Raw genomic sequence first — 13,345 nt, forward strand, 5'->3', positions numbered from 1 at the left:
CGCCTCGCCCAACCCATCAGCAATACTTAGCAATATCTCGTAGAAGAATTAAGTAGTGCTTCAGTGTTGTGCTGCCGAGACTACTCTCATGACGAACCGACGCAAGCCCTTCGGACGCACCCTGTGCGCGATGATCACCCCGTTCACCGAGACGGGCACGCTCGACCTGGAAGGTGCTCGGCAGCTGGCCGGCCACTTGGTGGCGCGGGGCTGCGACGGGCTGGTCCTGAACGGCACCACGGGCGAATCGCCGACCACCTCCGACGCGGAGAAGGCGGAGCTGATCGCGGCCGTCCGGGAGGCGGTCGGCGAGGGCGTCGCGCTGGTGGCGGGCGTGGGCACCGCCGACACGCGGCACACCGTCGAGGCCGCCCTCGCGGCCGAGAAGGCGGGCGCCGACGGTGTGCTGGTGGTGACGCCGTACTACAGCAGGCCGCCGCAGGAGGCGGTGGAGGCGCACTTCCGTCAGGTCGCCGACGCCGCCGGTCTGCCGGTGATGCTCTACGACATCCCGGGCCGCACCGGCACCCGGATCGAGCCCGAGACGATGATCCGCCTCGCGGAACACCCGCGGATCGTGGCGGTCAAGGACTGCTCCTACGATTTCCTCGGTACCCAGAAGGTGCTGGCACGCACGGACCTGGCGTACTACGCGGGCTGTGACGAGCACATCCTCGCGCTGTACGCGGTGGGCGCGGCCGGGTGCGTGAGCACGGTCGCCAACGCCGTGCCGGGCCATGTCGCCGCGATCCTCGACGCGTTCGACGCGGGCGAGACGGCCCGCGCGGCCGAACTGCAGCTGCGGGCCATGCCGTTCATCGAGGCGATGATGGGCGCGGGCCTGCCCGGCACGGTCACCGTCAAGGCCCTGCTGCCCGCACTCGGCCTGCCCGCCGGCCCGGTGCGCGCCCCGCTGCTGCCCGCCGGCCGGGAGACGGCCGACGGGCTGCTGGCGCTGCACGAGGAGCTGACGGCGGTGTGATCAGCGGTCCGCGAAGACCGGCTGCCAGTACCCGGAGGCGTCGTCCATGTCCCGCTTCTGGTAACCGCTGAGCGGGACCACCTTCGCGCTGCCGATCGTGACCAGCACGAGCCGGGGCCGGTACCGCTCCTCGTGCGGGTCCCGCTCCCAGGCGATGAGCCGCTTGTCGTCCGCCCAGGCGAGCAGCTCCGCCCCGCGCACCCGGGTGATCTCCTTGCCGGTCAGCGGATCGCGGATCGAGGAGTAGGAGGTGCCGTGCGGCTCCGCCACCAGCCCCCAGGCCGCGAGCCGCCCGTCCGGGGACAGCCGGGCACTCACGTCCCACCTCAGACGGCGCTCGTTCCCGGGCGCGGCGACTTTGCGGCCCGTGACGTCGTAGAACTGCTCCATTCCGTCCCGGGGGCCCACGACGCGCCCGTACAGCAGGTCGCCGGCGCGGCCGAAGGCGAAGTCCTCCCGGCCCTGGACGGCCCGGTCGGGCGCGACACGGGCCCAGGTCCCCCTGCCGGAGGCCACGTCCAGCACCTCGAAGCCGGTCCGGGGTGTGGACCCGAACCGCGGACCCCACGTAAAGCGGCCCGTGTGCGCGTCGGTGATCTTTACGAAGATGTCGGGATTCCCGCTGTACGTCGTGGCGACCAGCCTGCGGCCGTCAGCCGAGAAGGCGAGCCCCCCGACGGCGTGGGACACCGGGATCCACCGCTCGACCTCCCCCGTCGCGAGGTCGAGCAGGCCGATGCGGGCGGCGGGCAGCTCGCGCTCCAGCACGGCGGCGGTCCTCAGACCCGGGGCGACGGCCACGACCGACCAGCGGGCGTCCTTCTCGTACCGGCCGGTCCCGGGGTTCAGCAGCCAGTACGTGCGCTCGCCGACCGCGAGGTCGGCGGACTGCCGCACGGTCCGGGTCGTGTAGTACGCGGCCAGCGCCGACCGTCCGGCCGCGATCAGGTCGCGCGGCGGCGACTGGTCCGGCCGGGCGGACACCGCACCGGAGTGGAGCACGCTCGAGGGCCGTTCGTCGCCCTTGCCCGAGTGCGGCAGGGGCGCCCCGGCCGTCACGGCGACCAGCGCGACGGCGGCCGCGGCGGCGGTGACCCCCGCGGCGGCCGCGAACCGGCGGGCGCGTCGGCGCCGCCGGGCGGCCAGTACCCGCTCGACGAACCCCGGGCCGGGCGGCGGCTGCTCGCAGGCCTGCTCCCACAGGGCGTCGCTCAGCAGTTCCTCGATCTTCACGAACGCACCTCCACGGGCGAGAAGTCACGGGACGGCCGCCGCTCGGCGCCGCTGTCCCGGCCGAACACGGCCAGCTCCGGCGCGAGCGTGCGCAGCCGGGCCAGGGAACGATGGGTGGTGGACCGTACGGTGCCCACCGAGCAGCCCAGCAGCCGGGCCACGTCGGCCTCGGGCAGGTCCTCGAAGTACCGCAGCACCAGCACGGTGCGCTGGCGGGCGGTGAGCCGGGACAGGGCCGTGCGCAGCACGAGCCGCAGCTCGGCGGCGCCGGACGCGTCCGGCGCCGTGGGGGCCTCCGGCAGCTCGGCGACCGTGACCTCGCGCCGCGGCCACTTCAGCCGCCAGCGGCCGACCTGCTGCCGATAGAGGATCCGCCGGACGTAGGCCTCCGGTTGGTCGATCCGCTGCCAGCGCCCGGCCGCCTTGACCAGTGCGTTCTGCAGCAGGTCCTCGGCGGCGTGCCGGTCTCCGCCGGTCAGCAGGACGGCCGTCTTCAGCAGCGCCGACGACCGGCCGGCCACGAACTCCCGGAAACTCTCCTGCGCCTGGGCATCCATCGTCACCTTCTCTTCCCCCGGGCCGACCCGCTGTCGGAGCCCCGCATCCCCGCTGACGCGTGGGCGAGTGCGCCGCTATGCCTGCCCGGCGGAAAAAAATCTCCGCGCCCCGCCCGCCCCGCGCACCCTACGGTGAGCTCGTGAGCCATCCCTTGTTGTTCCTGGACGTCGACGGCCCCCTCAACCCGTACGCGGCCCGGCCGGAGCGCCGCCCCGAGGGCTACACGACGATCAGGGCGGACCTGCATGCGCGCCGCCCCCTGCGGGTGTGGCTGAATCCGTCCCACGGCCCGGCGTTGCTGTCGCTCGACTACGAGCTGTGCTGGGCGACGACCTGGATGGCCGAGGCCAACCGCTGGATCGCGCCGGTCCTCGGCCTGGGGGTGCTGCCGTACGTCGACTTCGGCGCCGATCTCTTCGCCGAGCGGCCGGACGGGGTGCACTGGAAGACGGAGGCGATCGTCAGGCATGCCGCGGGCCGGCCGTTCGCGTGGGTGGACGACGAACAGGGCCCGGCGGACACCGCCTATGTGGCGACGCACCATCCCGGACCGGCTCTGCTGCACCACGTCGACCCGAGAGTCGGCCTGCGCACACAGGACTTCACGACGCTGGCGAAGGCCACGGCCGGGCTCGGGACACGTCGGTGACGACCCATCGGGCGAAGGAGGCTGGTCGCGTTCTTCCGCAAGGACGTGATCTTGCCACCGAACCAACAAGTACGGCTGGGTCCGTGGCGACCACGGGTCCAAACGCACGAGCGCCCTCCCAGGCCGTGGAAGGGCGCTCGACGATGACCAATGCCGACCACTGCCGACAGCTCGGCAGCGGTCGGAGCGTTGATCGACGAGGCGGCCGCGGGTCATGGCCGCCGATGGTCAGTTGTGGCTGTGCAGGATGTCGTTCAGGCCGCCCCACACCGCGTTGTTCGGACGGGCCTCGACGGCACCGGTGACCGAGTTGCGGCGGAAGAGGATGTTGGACGCGCCGTTGAGCTCACGGGCCTTGACGATCTGGCCGTCGGGCATCGTCACCCGGGTGCCCGCGGTGACGTACAGGCCGGCCTCGACCACGCACTCGTCGCCGAGCGCGATGCCGACGCCCGCCTCGGCGCCGATCAGGCAGCGCTCGCCGATGGAGATGATCACGTTGCCGCCGCCGGACAGCGTGCCCATGGTGGACGCGCCGCCGCCGATGTCCGAGCCGTCGCCGACCACGACACCCGCGGAGATCCGGCCCTCGACCATGGAGGTGCCGAGCGTGCCGGCGTTGAAGTTGACGAAGCCCTCGTGCATGACCGTGGTGCCCTCGGCGAGGTGCGCGCCCAGCCGGACCCGGTCGGCGTCCGCGATCCGCACGCCCTTCGGGGCGACGTAGTCGGTCATGCGCGGGAACTTGTCGATCGAGGTGACCTGGAGGTGCAGGCCCTCGGCGCGGGCGTTCAGCCGCACCTTCTCGACGTCGTCGACGGCGACCGGGCCGAGCGAGGTCCAGGCGACGTTGGCGAGGTGCCCGAAGATGCCGTCCAGGCTCTGGCCGTGCGGCTTGACCAGGCGGTGGGAGAGCAGGTGCAGGCGCAGGTAGACGTCGTGCGCGTCGATCGGCTTCTCGTCGAGCGAGGCGATGACCGTACGGACCGCGACCACCTCGACGCCCCGGCGGGCGTCCGGGCCGATGGCCGCGGTGGCGCCGGCGCCGAGCAGCTCCGCGGCCCGCTCGGCGGACAGCCGCTCGGTGCCGGCGGGGCCGGGCTCCGCGACCAGCTCGGGGGCCGGGAACCAGGTGTCGAGAACGGTGCCGTCGGAGGCGAGGGTGGCGAGGCCGGCGGCGACGGCGCCGGTGGTACGGGAAGCAGTGTCGGTCATGCAGGAAACCTAACGTGGGGAAGGCCGTCGGGGCGAACCCGTGCGGGGGGCGTCTCAGGTGCCGGGCGCCGGTTCAGGGGATCACCCGAGCCAGCACGGCACGCGCGTACTCCTCGTCGTACGAACCGCCGGTCAGCAGCACCTGAAGACAGATGCCGTCCATCAGCGCGAGCAGGGCCCGGGCCGTGACCGCGTCCGTGCGCCGGGCGAGCCCGGCCGCCGCCTCCTCGGTCCACTCGGCCGCGACGGGGCGCAGCGCGGGCCGCCGCAGCGCGGCCAGATACAGCTCGTACTCCAGCTCCACGCCCGTGCGGTCGCCGCCGAGCCACTCCCCCAGCGCCCGGGCGAGGTCCGTCGCGAGGTCGCCCCGGCCGCCCTCGGGCAGCCGCTCGGCCAGCACCTTGGCGAACCCCTCGTTCGCCTGCCGCAGCGCGGCCACCATCAGCTCTTCCAAGGTGGCGAAGTGGTACGTCGTGGAGCCCAGCGGCACATCCGCCTCGGCCGCGACCGTGCGGTGGCTCAGCCCCGCGATGCCCTTGCTGGCGACCACCCGGATCGCCGCGTCGATGATCCGCTGCCGCCGCTCGGGGTCGTGGCGGCGGGGCATCAGTGAGCGCCTCCCATGTTCAGCACCACCACTCCCCCGACGATCAGCAGGATCCCCGCGACCTTGGTCGCGCTCAGCCCCTCTCCGAACAGCAGCAGACCCAGGACGGCGATGCTCGCGGTGCCCACCCCGGACCAGATCGCGTACGCGGTGCCGATCGACACGGTCTTCAGTGTCCGGGCGAGCAGCGCGAAGGCGACGAGGTAGCCCAGGGCCGTCACGAGGGAGGGCCAGAGCCGGCTGAACCCCTCGCTGTACTTCATCGCCGTCGTCGCGACGACCTCGGCGGCTATGGCGCCGGCGAGCAGCAGGTATCCCATGTGTACAAGCGTACACAACGTTGCGTACGGACGTACACATAACAAGTCTCACTTTCGCCACGGCCGACGGCGGCTGTCTGCCCAGAACACCGACCTGTACCGGGCGGACTCGGCGTTCCTGCTCGTGGACGCACTGGCCTGAGCACACGAAAGCGGCGGCACCCTTCGGTGCCGCCGCTTCACACACGCGGATGTCTCAGACGTTGAACCCGAGCGCCCTCAGCTGCTCGCGACCGTCGTCCGTGATCTTGTCGGGGCCCCACGGCGGCATCCAGACCCAGTTGATGCGCAGCTCGTTGACGAGGCCGTCCGTGGCGGACTTGGCCTGGTCCTCGATGACGTCCGTCAGCGGGCAGGCCGCCGACGTCAGGGTCATGTCGATCGTCGCGATGTTCGCGTCGTCGATGTGGATGCCGTAGATCAGGCCGAGGTTGACGACGTCGATGCCCAGCTCGGGGTCGACGACGTCGTACAGCGCCTCACGGAGTTCTTCCTCCGAGGCCGGCTTCATCTCAGCGGTGTCGGTCATGCCGTCTTCCTTTCGGCGTCGGCGCCACCCAGCGCCTGGGCCGTCGCGTCCTTCCACGCCATCCAGCTGAGGAGGGCGCACTTGACCCGGGCGGGGTACTTGGAGACACCGGCGAACGCGACCGCGTCCTCCAGCACCTCCTCCATCGCGTCGTCCGGCTCGATCCGGCCCTTGGACTGCATCAGCTCCAGGAAGGTCTCCTGGATCTTCTGCGCCTCGGCCAGTTCCTTACCGACGAGGAGCTCGTTCAGGACGGACGCCGAGGCCTGGCTGATGGAGCAGCCCTGGCCCTCGTACGAGACGTCCTTGATCGTCGTTCCGTCGTACCTCACACGAAGGGTGATCTCGTCGCCGCACGTCGGGTTCACGTGGTGCACCTCGGCGTCGCCATCCCTCAGACCACGCCCGTGCGGGTTCTTGTAGTGGTCCAGGATGACTTCCTGGTACATCGAATCCAGCTTCACGGTCTCAGCTCACGCCTCTCAGCCGAAGAAGTTCCGTACGTGCTCCAGCCCCTCGACCAGTGCGTCGATCTCGGCCGGCGTGGAGTACAGATAGAACGACGCTCGCGTGGTCGCAGGAATTCCGTAGCGCAGGCAGACGGGGCGGGCGCAGTGGTGGCCGACCCGGACCGCGATGCCCTGCTCGTCGAGGACCTGGCCCACGTCGTGCGGGTGGATGTCGCCGAGGGTGAAGGAGATCGCCGCGCCGCGGTCCTCGGCCGTGGTGGGGCCGATGATCCTCAGGTCCGGGACCTCCGCCAGGCGCTTGACCGCGTACTCGGTGAGCGCGTGCTCGTGGGCGAGGATCTTGTCCATGCCGATCGAGTTGAGGTAGTCGATCGCGGCGCCGAGACCGACCGCCTGGGCGATCGGGGGCGTGCCCGCCTCGAACTTGTGCGGCGCCGGGGCGTACGTCGAGGAGTGCATCGACACGGTCTCGATCATCTCGCCGCCGCCCAGGAACGGAGGCAGGTCCTCCAGCAGCTCCTGGCGGCCCCAGAGCACGCCGATGCCGGTCGGGCCGCACATCTTGTGGCCGGTGAAGGCCACGAAGTCGGCCTGGAGGGCCTGGACGTCCAGCGGCATGTGAGGCGCCGCCTGGGAGGCGTCGATGCAGACCAGCGCACCGACCTCCTGGGCGCGGCGGACTATCGCCTCGACCGGGTTGACCGTGCCCAGGATGTTGGAGACCAGGACGAAGGAGACGATCTTCGTCTTCTCCGTGATGACCTCGTCGATGTTGGACAGGTCCAGGCGGCCGTCGTCGGTGAGGCCGAACCACTTCAGCTTCGCGCCCGTGCGCTGCGCGAGCAGCTGCCACGGCACGATGTTGGAGTGGTGCTCCATCTCCGTGATGACGATCTCGGTCTCGTGGTCCACCCGGTAGGGCTCTTCGGCCCAGCCCAGCATGTTCGCCACGAGGTTCAGCGACTCGGAGGCGTTCTTGGTGAAGATCACCTCGTCGCGGCTGGGCGCGTTGATGAACTCGGCGACCTTGTCACGCGCGCCCTCGTACAGCGCCGTGGCCTCCTCGGCGAGCACATGCACACCGCGGTGGACATTGGCGTTGTAGCGCTCGTAGTACTCGCTCAGGGCGTCCAGCACCTGGCGCGGCTTCTGCGAGGTCGCCGCGTTGTCCAGGTACACGAGCTTCTTGCCGTCGTGGACCAGACGGTCCAGGACGGGGAAGTCCTTGCGGATCGCCTCGGTGTCGAGGAGGCCCGGCAGCTGTGTCACGCGGATGCGCCACCCTTCGTGTAGGCCTCGTAGCCCTCGTCCTCCAGCTTGTCGGCGAGCTCGGCACCGCCGGACTCGACGATGCGGCCGCCGGAGAAGACGTGGACGTAGTCGGGCTTGATGTAGCGCAGGATGCGCGTGTAGTGCGTGATCAGCAGGGTGCCGACCTCGCCGGTCTCGCGGACGCGGTTGACGCCCTCGGAGACGATGCGGAGCGCGTCGACGTCCAGGCCGGAGTCGGTCTCGTCGAGGATCGCGACCTTCGGCTTGAGCAGCTCCAGCTGCAGGATCTCGTGGCGCTTCTTCTCACCGCCGGAGAAGCCCTCGTTGACGTTGCGCTCGGCGAAGGCCGGGTCCATGTTGAGGCGCTCCATGGCCCCCTTGACCTCCTTCACCCAGGTGCGCAGCTTGGGGGCTTCGCCGCGGATCGCGGTGGCGGAGGTGCGCAGGAAGTTGGAGACCGAGACGCCGGGGACCTCGACCGGGTACTGCATCGCCAGGAACAGGCCCGCGCGGGCGCGCTCGTCGACGGACATCTCCAGGACGTCCTCGCCGTCGAGGGTGACGGTGCCGCTGGTGATCGTGTACTTCGGGTGACCCGCGAGCGAGTAGGCGAGGGTCGACTTGCCGGAGCCGTTGGGGCCCATGATGGCGTGCGTCTCGCCCTGCTTCACGGTGAGGTCGACGCCCTTGAGGATCTCCTTCGTGGCGTTGTCGGCCTCGACGGTGACGTGCAGGTCTCGGATTTCAAGCGTTGCCATGGGTGCCTCAGGACTCCTGGGTGAGGGAGACGAGAACGTCGTCCCCTTCGATCTTTACGGGGTAAACGGGGACGGGGCGCGTCGCGGGGAGGCCGGACGGCTTACCGGTGCGCAGGTCGAAGGCGGAGCCGTGCAGCCAGCACTCGATCTGGCAGTCCTCCACCTCGCCCTCGGAGAGCGAGACGTTCGCGTGCGAACAGATGTCGTAGATCGCGAACACCTCCCCCTCGGTCTTCACGACCGAGACCGGCGTGCCGTCGAGTTCCACCCGCTTGGGGGTGTCCTCCTCCAGCTCGCTCAGCCCGCAGGCGCGCAGGAACGTCGACGGGGCAGTCATGCGACCGACGCCTCCAGCTCCTCTTCGATCTTGGCGATGAGGCGCTCCTCGATGTCCGCCACGCCGATCTGCTGGACCAGCTCGGCGAAGAAGCCGCGGACGACGAGGCGGCGGGCATCGTGCTCCGGGATGCCGCGCGCCATCAGGTAGAAGAGCTGCTCGTCGTCGAAGCGGCCGGTGGCGGAGGCGTGTCCGGCGCCGACGATCTCGCCGGTCTCGATCTCCAGGTTCGGCACCGAGTCGACCCGCGCGCCGTCGGTCAGCACCAGGTTGCGGTTCATCTCGTAGGTGTCCGTGCCCTCGGCGCTGGCCTCGATCAGCACGTCACCGATCCACACGGCGTGCGCGTCCTCGCCCTGGAGCGCGCCCTTGTAGACGACGTTCGACTTGCAGTGCGGGGTGTTGTGGGTGACCAGGAGGCGGTGCTCCTGGTGCTGGCCCGCGTCGGTGAAGTACAGGCCGAAGAGCTCGGCCTCGCCGCCGGTGCCGGCGTACTCGACGCGCGGGTGCAGGCGGACGACGTCGCCGCCGAAGGTGACCACGAACGACTTGAAGGTGGCGTCCCGGCCGATCAGCGCGTTGTGCTGGCCGACGTGCACGGCCTTGTCGTCCCAGTCCTGGACGGAGACGACGGTCAGCTTGGCGCCGTCGCCCAGGATGTAGTCGACGTTGGCGGCGAGCACCGCGTCACCGGCGTGGTCGATGACGACGACGGCCTCGGCGAAGGCGCCCAGCTCGATCACCTGGTGGCCGTAGGCGACCCCGCCCTGGCCCTGCACGGCGATGCGGATCGGCTCGGTGAGCACCGTCTCCTTGGGGACGGTGACCACGCCGGCCTGCTCGAAGGCGGAGTACGCCTGGGCGGCGACGCGGTCCACCGGGGTGCCCGCCCTGCCGAGCCGCGCGTCGTCGCGGCCGACGGTCTCGACGGTGACGCCCTCGGGGGCCTCGACGGCGACCTTCACGCCCGCGCCGTTCGCGACGGCGGTGCCGTCGTGCAGACCGCGCAGCCGCTCCAGCGGGGTGAACCGCCACTCCTCCTCGCGGCCGTGCGGGACCGGGAAGTCCGCCACGTCGAAGGACGGGGGCGCGCTCATGCGCGTGGCGACGGTCGACTCGGCGGCCACCGCGATCTGGCCCGCGGTGGTGGAGCCCACGGGGATGTTCTGAGCCTCAGCCATGGCTGTCGTAGTGCTCGCTTTCTCAGTAAGACGTGTGCTGACCGTGGGGCGGGCCTTAGCCGACCGCGCCTTCCATCTGCAGCTCGATCAGCCGGTTGAGCTCAAGGGCGTACTCCATCGGCAGCTCCTTGGCGATCGGCTCGACGAAGCCGCGCACGATCATCGCCATCGCCTCGAACTCGGACAGACCACGGCTCATCAGGTAGAAGAGCTGGTCCTCGGAGACCTTGGAGACGGTCGCCTCGTGCCCCATGGACACGTCGTCCTCGCGGACGTCGACGTACGGGTACGTGTCGGAGCGGGAGATGGTGTCGACGAGCAGCGCGTCGCACAGCACGTTCGACTTCGAGCCGTGGGCGCCCTCGCCGATCTCGACCAGGCCGCGGTACGAGGTACGGCCGCCACCGCGCGCCACCGACTTGGAGACGATGTTGGAGGAGGTGTTCGGCGCCATGTGGACCATCTTGGAGCCGGCGTCCTGGTGCTGGCCCTCGCCCGCGAAGGCGATGGAGAGGGTCTCGCCCTTGGCGTGCTCGCCCATCAGGTAGACGGCCGGGTACTTCATCGTCACCTTGGAGCCGATGTTGCCGTCGATCCACTCCATGGTCGCGCCCTCGTAGGCCACGGCGCGCTTGGTGACCAGGTTGTAGACGTTGTTCGACCAGTTCTGGATGGTCGTGTAGCGGCAGCGGGCGTTCTTCTTGACGATGATCTCGACCACGGCGCTGTGCAGCGAGTCCGACTTGTAGATCGGGGCGGTACAGCCCTCGACGTAGTGCACGTAGGCACCCTCGTCGACGATGATCAGGGTCCGCTCGAACTGACCCATGTTCTCCGTGTTGATGCGGAAGTAGGCCTGGAGCGGGATCTCCACGTGGACGCCCGGCGGGACGTAGATGAAGGAGCCACCGGACCACACGGCGGTGTTCAGGGAGGCGAACTTGTTGTCACCGACCGGGATGACGGTGCCGAAGTACTCCTTGAAGAGCTCCGGGTGCTCCTTCAGCGCGGTGTCGGTGTCGAGGAAGATGACGCCCTGCTCCTCCAGGTCCTCGCGGATCTGGTGGTAGACGACCTCCGACTCGTACTGGGCCGCGACACCGGCGACGAGGCGCTGCTTCTCGGCCTCCGGGATGCCCAGCTTGTCGTAGGTGTTCTTGATGTCCTCGGGCAGGTCCTCCCAGGACTCCGCCTGCTTCTCCGTGGAGCGCACGAAGTACTTGATGTTGTCGAAGTCGATGCCCGACAGGTCCGAGCCCCAGTTCGGCATGGGCTTCTTCTCGAAGAGGCGCAGGCCCTTGAGGCGGAGCTTGGTCATCCACTCCGGCTCGGACTTCTTCGCCGAGATGTCCCGGACCACGTCCTCGTTCAGACCACGCTTCGCAGAGGCGCCGGCCTCGTCGGAGTCGGCCCAGCCGTATTCGTACTTGCCCAGGCCCTCGAGTTCGGGGTGGGCAGTCTCCGTGGGGAGAGTCATGCGGGGTTCCTCCCGGCCGTGCTTGCAGATGCTTGTTGGCTCTGGTGATCGGTCTTCGAAATCTTGGGGATGAACGTCGTACAGACGCCGTCGCCATGGGCGATGGTCGCCAGTCGCTGGACGTGGGTCCCCAGCAGTTCGGCGAAGATCTCCGTCTCCGCCTCGCACAGCTGCGGGAACTGTTCCGCCACGTGGGCGACCGGGCAGTGGTGCTGGCACAGCTGCTCGCCGACCGGTGCGCTACGCGCCGTAGCAGCGTACCCGTCCGCACTCAGGGCCTTGGCCAGCGCTTCGGCGCGCTTGTCGGGGCCGACGCCCTCGACGGCCTTGCGGTACGCGCCGGCCTGGGCGGCGATCCTCGCGCGCGCGAAGGCGGCGACCGCCTCGGCGCCGCCCTCACGCTCGGCGATCCAGCGCAGGGCGTCCACGGCGAGCTTGTCGTACGACTGGTCGAAGGCGTCGCGGCCGCAGTCCGTCAGCGCGAAGACCTTGGCGGGGCGGCCACGGGTCCGGGCGCCGTACACGCGCTGCTCGCGCGCCTCCACGACGTCGTCGGCGACCAGGGCGTCCAGATGGCGCCGCACGGCGGCCTGGGTCAGGCCCAGCCGGCCGGCCAGCTCGGCGACGGTCGACGGGCCGTGGTCCAGGATGGACCGCGCGACTCGGTTGCGCGTCGAGCGCTCTCCGGTCGCCAGCTCCTCGTGCGGGGTACCCACCGGGGTCTCCCGAGCCTCGCCGACGTTTTTCACAACGCCATTGTTGCGTAATTCCTCGGAGGCTGACAAGCCGCGTCCCGATCACCGGACGGTGCCCTGCATCACTTAGGCATACCTAATCTGACCTGCGGAAACGATCTTCTGATCGATCATCCGGCACGGGCCACCAGGCTATTTCGGTGGCGCGGGACGGGCCCGTCGGGGAGACTCCCGAATCATGCCCATACCCCCTCCGACCGGCCCTCTTGTCACTCGCGACACCGTCGCCGCACAGCTGCGCCTGCTGGGTGTGGAGACGGGCGAGATCCTCCTGGTGCACACCTCGCTCCGTTCCCTCGGCTGGGTCAACGGAGGGGCCGTCGCCGTGGTGCGGGGGCTCCTGGACGCCCTCGGTCCGTCCGGCACGCTCGTCGTCCCGACCCAGACCGCGGACCTGTCCGACCCGGCCGTGTGGAGCAGCCCTCCGGTGCCCGAGGAGTGGTGGGACAGGATCCGCGCCACGATGCCCGACTACGACCCGCTGATCACCCCCACACGCGGGGTCGGCGTACTCCCGGAGACCGTGCGCACCTGGCCCGGCGCCCGGCGCAGCGCGCACCCGCAGACCTCGTTCGCGGCACTCGGGCCGCGCGCCGCGGAGATCACCGAGGGCCACGCCCCCGACTGCCGACTGGGCGAGCGCAGCCCGCTCGCCCGGCTGGAGAAGCTGGCCGCCCGGGTCCTGCTGCTGGGCGCGGGCTACGACGCCTGCACCAGCTTCCACCTCGCCGAGTACCGCATACCGTCCCCGCTGGTACGGGTGGGCCGGCCTGCGCCGGGCGGCGGCTGGGAGACGGTGACCGAGGTGTCGATCACCTCGGACCGCTTCGACGAGCTGGGCCACGACTTCGAACGGGACCGGCCCGTCGTGCGGGGAAGGGTCGGCGCGGCCGACGTACGGCTGTTCCCGGTGGCGGACGCGGTGGCCTACGCCGAGCGGTGGCTGCCCGTGCACCGGCCCCGTGCGGAGGAGTTCCCGCACCCGGCCGTCTGAACACCGCG

16 protein-coding genes are annotated in these 13,345 nt (G+C 70.3%); 3 read left to right on the plus strand and 13 right to left on the minus strand.

Translation table 11 applies throughout. From position 1 onward, the window contains the following. The first annotated feature begins 88 nt into the window (after window positions 1-88). Complete coding sequence (gene dapA / locus AVL59_RS36375; RefSeq protein WP_079147166.1) at window positions 89-982, plus strand: 4-hydroxy-tetrahydrodipicolinate synthase; 894 nt, start codon at window positions 89-91, stop codon at window positions 980-982. Here the strand turns inward: dapA and AVL59_RS36380 are convergent, their stop codons facing one another. Beyond that, the gene (locus tag AVL59_RS36380) at window positions 983-2,215 is read right to left on the minus strand and encodes a hypothetical protein (protein ID WP_067313209.1); all 1,233 of its coding nucleotides are present in this window, start codon (window positions 2,213-2,215) and stop codon (window positions 983-985) included. It abuts the gene before it with no gap. After that, window positions 2,212-2,772 (minus strand): SigE family RNA polymerase sigma factor, encoded by a 561-nt coding sequence (locus tag AVL59_RS36385; protein WP_067313211.1) that lies wholly within the window; start codon window positions 2,770-2,772, stop codon window positions 2,212-2,214. The genes AVL59_RS36380 and AVL59_RS36385 overlap by 4 nt, the downstream gene beginning before the upstream one ends. A 140-nt stretch (window positions 2,773-2,912) precedes the next feature. On the opposite strand from AVL59_RS36385, the gene AVL59_RS36390 reads away from it, so the two are divergent. After that, complete coding sequence (locus AVL59_RS36390; RefSeq protein WP_067313213.1) at window positions 2,913-3,422, plus strand: HAD domain-containing protein; 510 nt, start codon at window positions 2,913-2,915, stop codon at window positions 3,420-3,422. A gap of 228 nt (window positions 3,423-3,650) precedes the next feature. Here AVL59_RS36390 and dapD read toward each other — a convergent pair whose 3' ends face one another. From dapD to AVL59_RS36445, 11 genes are all read right to left on the minus strand, one after another. After that, on the minus strand, window positions 3,651-4,637 hold the full coding sequence (gene dapD / locus AVL59_RS36395) for a 2,3,4,5-tetrahydropyridine-2,6-dicarboxylate N-succinyltransferase (protein WP_067313215.1): 987 nt from the start codon (window positions 4,635-4,637) through the stop codon (window positions 3,651-3,653). A 73-nt stretch (window positions 4,638-4,710) separates the two neighbouring features. Then, entirely contained in the window at window positions 4,711-5,244 is a 534-nt protein-coding gene (locus tag AVL59_RS36400; RefSeq protein WP_067313217.1) for a TetR/AcrR family transcriptional regulator, read from the minus strand. Next, window positions 5,244-5,564 carry a DMT family transporter gene (locus AVL59_RS36405; RefSeq protein ID WP_067313219.1) on the minus strand — a complete coding sequence of 107 codons (321 nt, stop codon included), beginning with the start codon at window positions 5,562-5,564 and terminating at the stop codon, window positions 5,244-5,246. Before AVL59_RS36405 ends, AVL59_RS36400 begins: the two co-directional genes overlap by 1 nt. A 196-nt stretch (window positions 5,565-5,760) precedes the next feature. Next, window positions 5,761-6,093 carry a metal-sulfur cluster assembly factor gene (locus AVL59_RS36410; protein WP_067313221.1) on the minus strand — a complete coding sequence of 111 codons (333 nt, stop codon included), beginning with the start codon at window positions 6,091-6,093 and terminating at the stop codon, window positions 5,761-5,763. Continuing rightward, on the minus strand, window positions 6,090-6,557 hold the full coding sequence (gene sufU, locus AVL59_RS36415; protein ID WP_067313223.1) for a Fe-S cluster assembly sulfur transfer protein SufU: 468 nt from the start codon (window positions 6,555-6,557) through the stop codon (window positions 6,090-6,092). Before sufU ends, AVL59_RS36410 begins: the two co-directional genes overlap by 4 nt. Window positions 6,558-6,575: 18 nt before the next feature. Further along, the gene (locus AVL59_RS36420) at window positions 6,576-7,832 is read right to left on the minus strand and encodes a cysteine desulfurase (protein ID WP_067313225.1); all 1,257 of its coding nucleotides are present in this window, start codon (window positions 7,830-7,832) and stop codon (window positions 6,576-6,578) included. Beyond that, on the minus strand, window positions 7,829-8,593 hold the full coding sequence (gene sufC / locus AVL59_RS36425) for a Fe-S cluster assembly ATPase SufC (RefSeq protein ID WP_067313227.1): 765 nt from the start codon (window positions 8,591-8,593) through the stop codon (window positions 7,829-7,831). The genes AVL59_RS36420 and sufC overlap by 4 nt, the downstream gene beginning before the upstream one ends. Before the next feature lie 7 nt (window positions 8,594-8,600). Beyond that, entirely contained in the window at window positions 8,601-8,930 is a 330-nt protein-coding gene (locus AVL59_RS36430; protein ID WP_067313229.1) for a non-heme iron oxygenase ferredoxin subunit, read from the minus strand. Beyond that, a complete protein-coding gene (gene sufD, locus AVL59_RS36435; RefSeq protein ID WP_067313232.1) occupies window positions 8,927-10,111 on the minus strand; it encodes a Fe-S cluster assembly protein SufD in 1,185 nt (394 codons plus the stop codon). The genes AVL59_RS36430 and sufD overlap by 4 nt, the downstream gene beginning before the upstream one ends. 55 nt (window positions 10,112-10,166) lie before the next feature. Further along, complete coding sequence (gene sufB, locus AVL59_RS36440; protein ID WP_067313234.1) at window positions 10,167-11,588, minus strand: Fe-S cluster assembly protein SufB; 1,422 nt, start codon at window positions 11,586-11,588, stop codon at window positions 10,167-10,169. Continuing rightward, complete coding sequence (locus tag AVL59_RS36445) at window positions 11,585-12,337, minus strand: helix-turn-helix transcriptional regulator (RefSeq protein ID WP_067313236.1); 753 nt, start codon at window positions 12,335-12,337, stop codon at window positions 11,585-11,587. The genes sufB and AVL59_RS36445 overlap by 4 nt, the downstream gene beginning before the upstream one ends. Window positions 12,338-12,521: 184 nt before the next feature. On the opposite strand from AVL59_RS36445, the gene AVL59_RS36450 reads away from it, so the two are divergent. Further along, the gene (locus AVL59_RS36450) at window positions 12,522-13,337 is read left to right on the plus strand and encodes an AAC(3) family N-acetyltransferase (protein ID WP_067313238.1); all 816 of its coding nucleotides are present in this window, start codon (window positions 12,522-12,524) and stop codon (window positions 13,335-13,337) included. The last annotated feature ends 8 nt before the right edge of the window (window positions 13,338-13,345 follow it).

The organism is Streptomyces griseochromogenes, assembly GCF_001542625.1.
Taxonomy (GTDB): Bacteria; Actinomycetota; Actinomycetes; order Streptomycetales; family Streptomycetaceae; genus Streptomyces; species Streptomyces griseochromogenes.

What these genes read in the sequence shown, in the direction of transcription:
- dapA (WP_079147166.1), top strand. Translation starts at nt 89, where the DNA reads ATGACGAACCGACGCAAGCCCTTCGGACGCACCCTGTGCGCGATGATC.
- AVL59_RS36385 (WP_067313211.1), bottom strand. Translation starts at nt 2,772, where the DNA reads ATGGATGCCCAGGCGCAGGAGAGTTTCCGGGAGTTCGTGGCCGGCCGG.
- dapD (WP_067313215.1), bottom strand. Translation starts at nt 4,637, where the DNA reads ATGACCGACACTGCTTCCCGTACCACCGGCGCCGTCGCCGCCGGCCTC.
- AVL59_RS36400 (WP_067313217.1), bottom strand. Translation starts at nt 5,244, where the DNA reads ATGCCCCGCCGCCACGACCCCGAGCGGCGGCAGCGGATCATCGACGCG.
- AVL59_RS36405 (WP_067313219.1), bottom strand. Translation starts at nt 5,564, where the DNA reads ATGGGATACCTGCTGCTCGCCGGCGCCATAGCCGCCGAGGTCGTCGCG.
- AVL59_RS36410 (WP_067313221.1), bottom strand. Translation starts at nt 6,093, where the DNA reads ATGACCGACACCGCTGAGATGAAGCCGGCCTCGGAGGAAGAACTCCGT.
- sufC (WP_067313227.1), bottom strand. Translation starts at nt 8,593, where the DNA reads ATGGCAACGCTTGAAATCCGAGACCTGCACGTCACCGTCGAGGCCGAC.
- AVL59_RS36430 (WP_067313229.1), bottom strand. Translation starts at nt 8,930, where the DNA reads ATGACTGCCCCGTCGACGTTCCTGCGCGCCTGCGGGCTGAGCGAGCTG.
- sufD (WP_067313232.1), bottom strand. Translation starts at nt 10,111, where the DNA reads ATGGCTGAGGCTCAGAACATCCCCGTGGGCTCCACCACCGCGGGCCAG.
- sufB (WP_067313234.1), bottom strand. Translation starts at nt 11,588, where the DNA reads ATGACTCTCCCCACGGAGACTGCCCACCCCGAACTCGAGGGCCTGGGC.
- AVL59_RS36450 (WP_067313238.1), top strand. Translation starts at nt 12,522, where the DNA reads ATGCCCATACCCCCTCCGACCGGCCCTCTTGTCACTCGCGACACCGTC.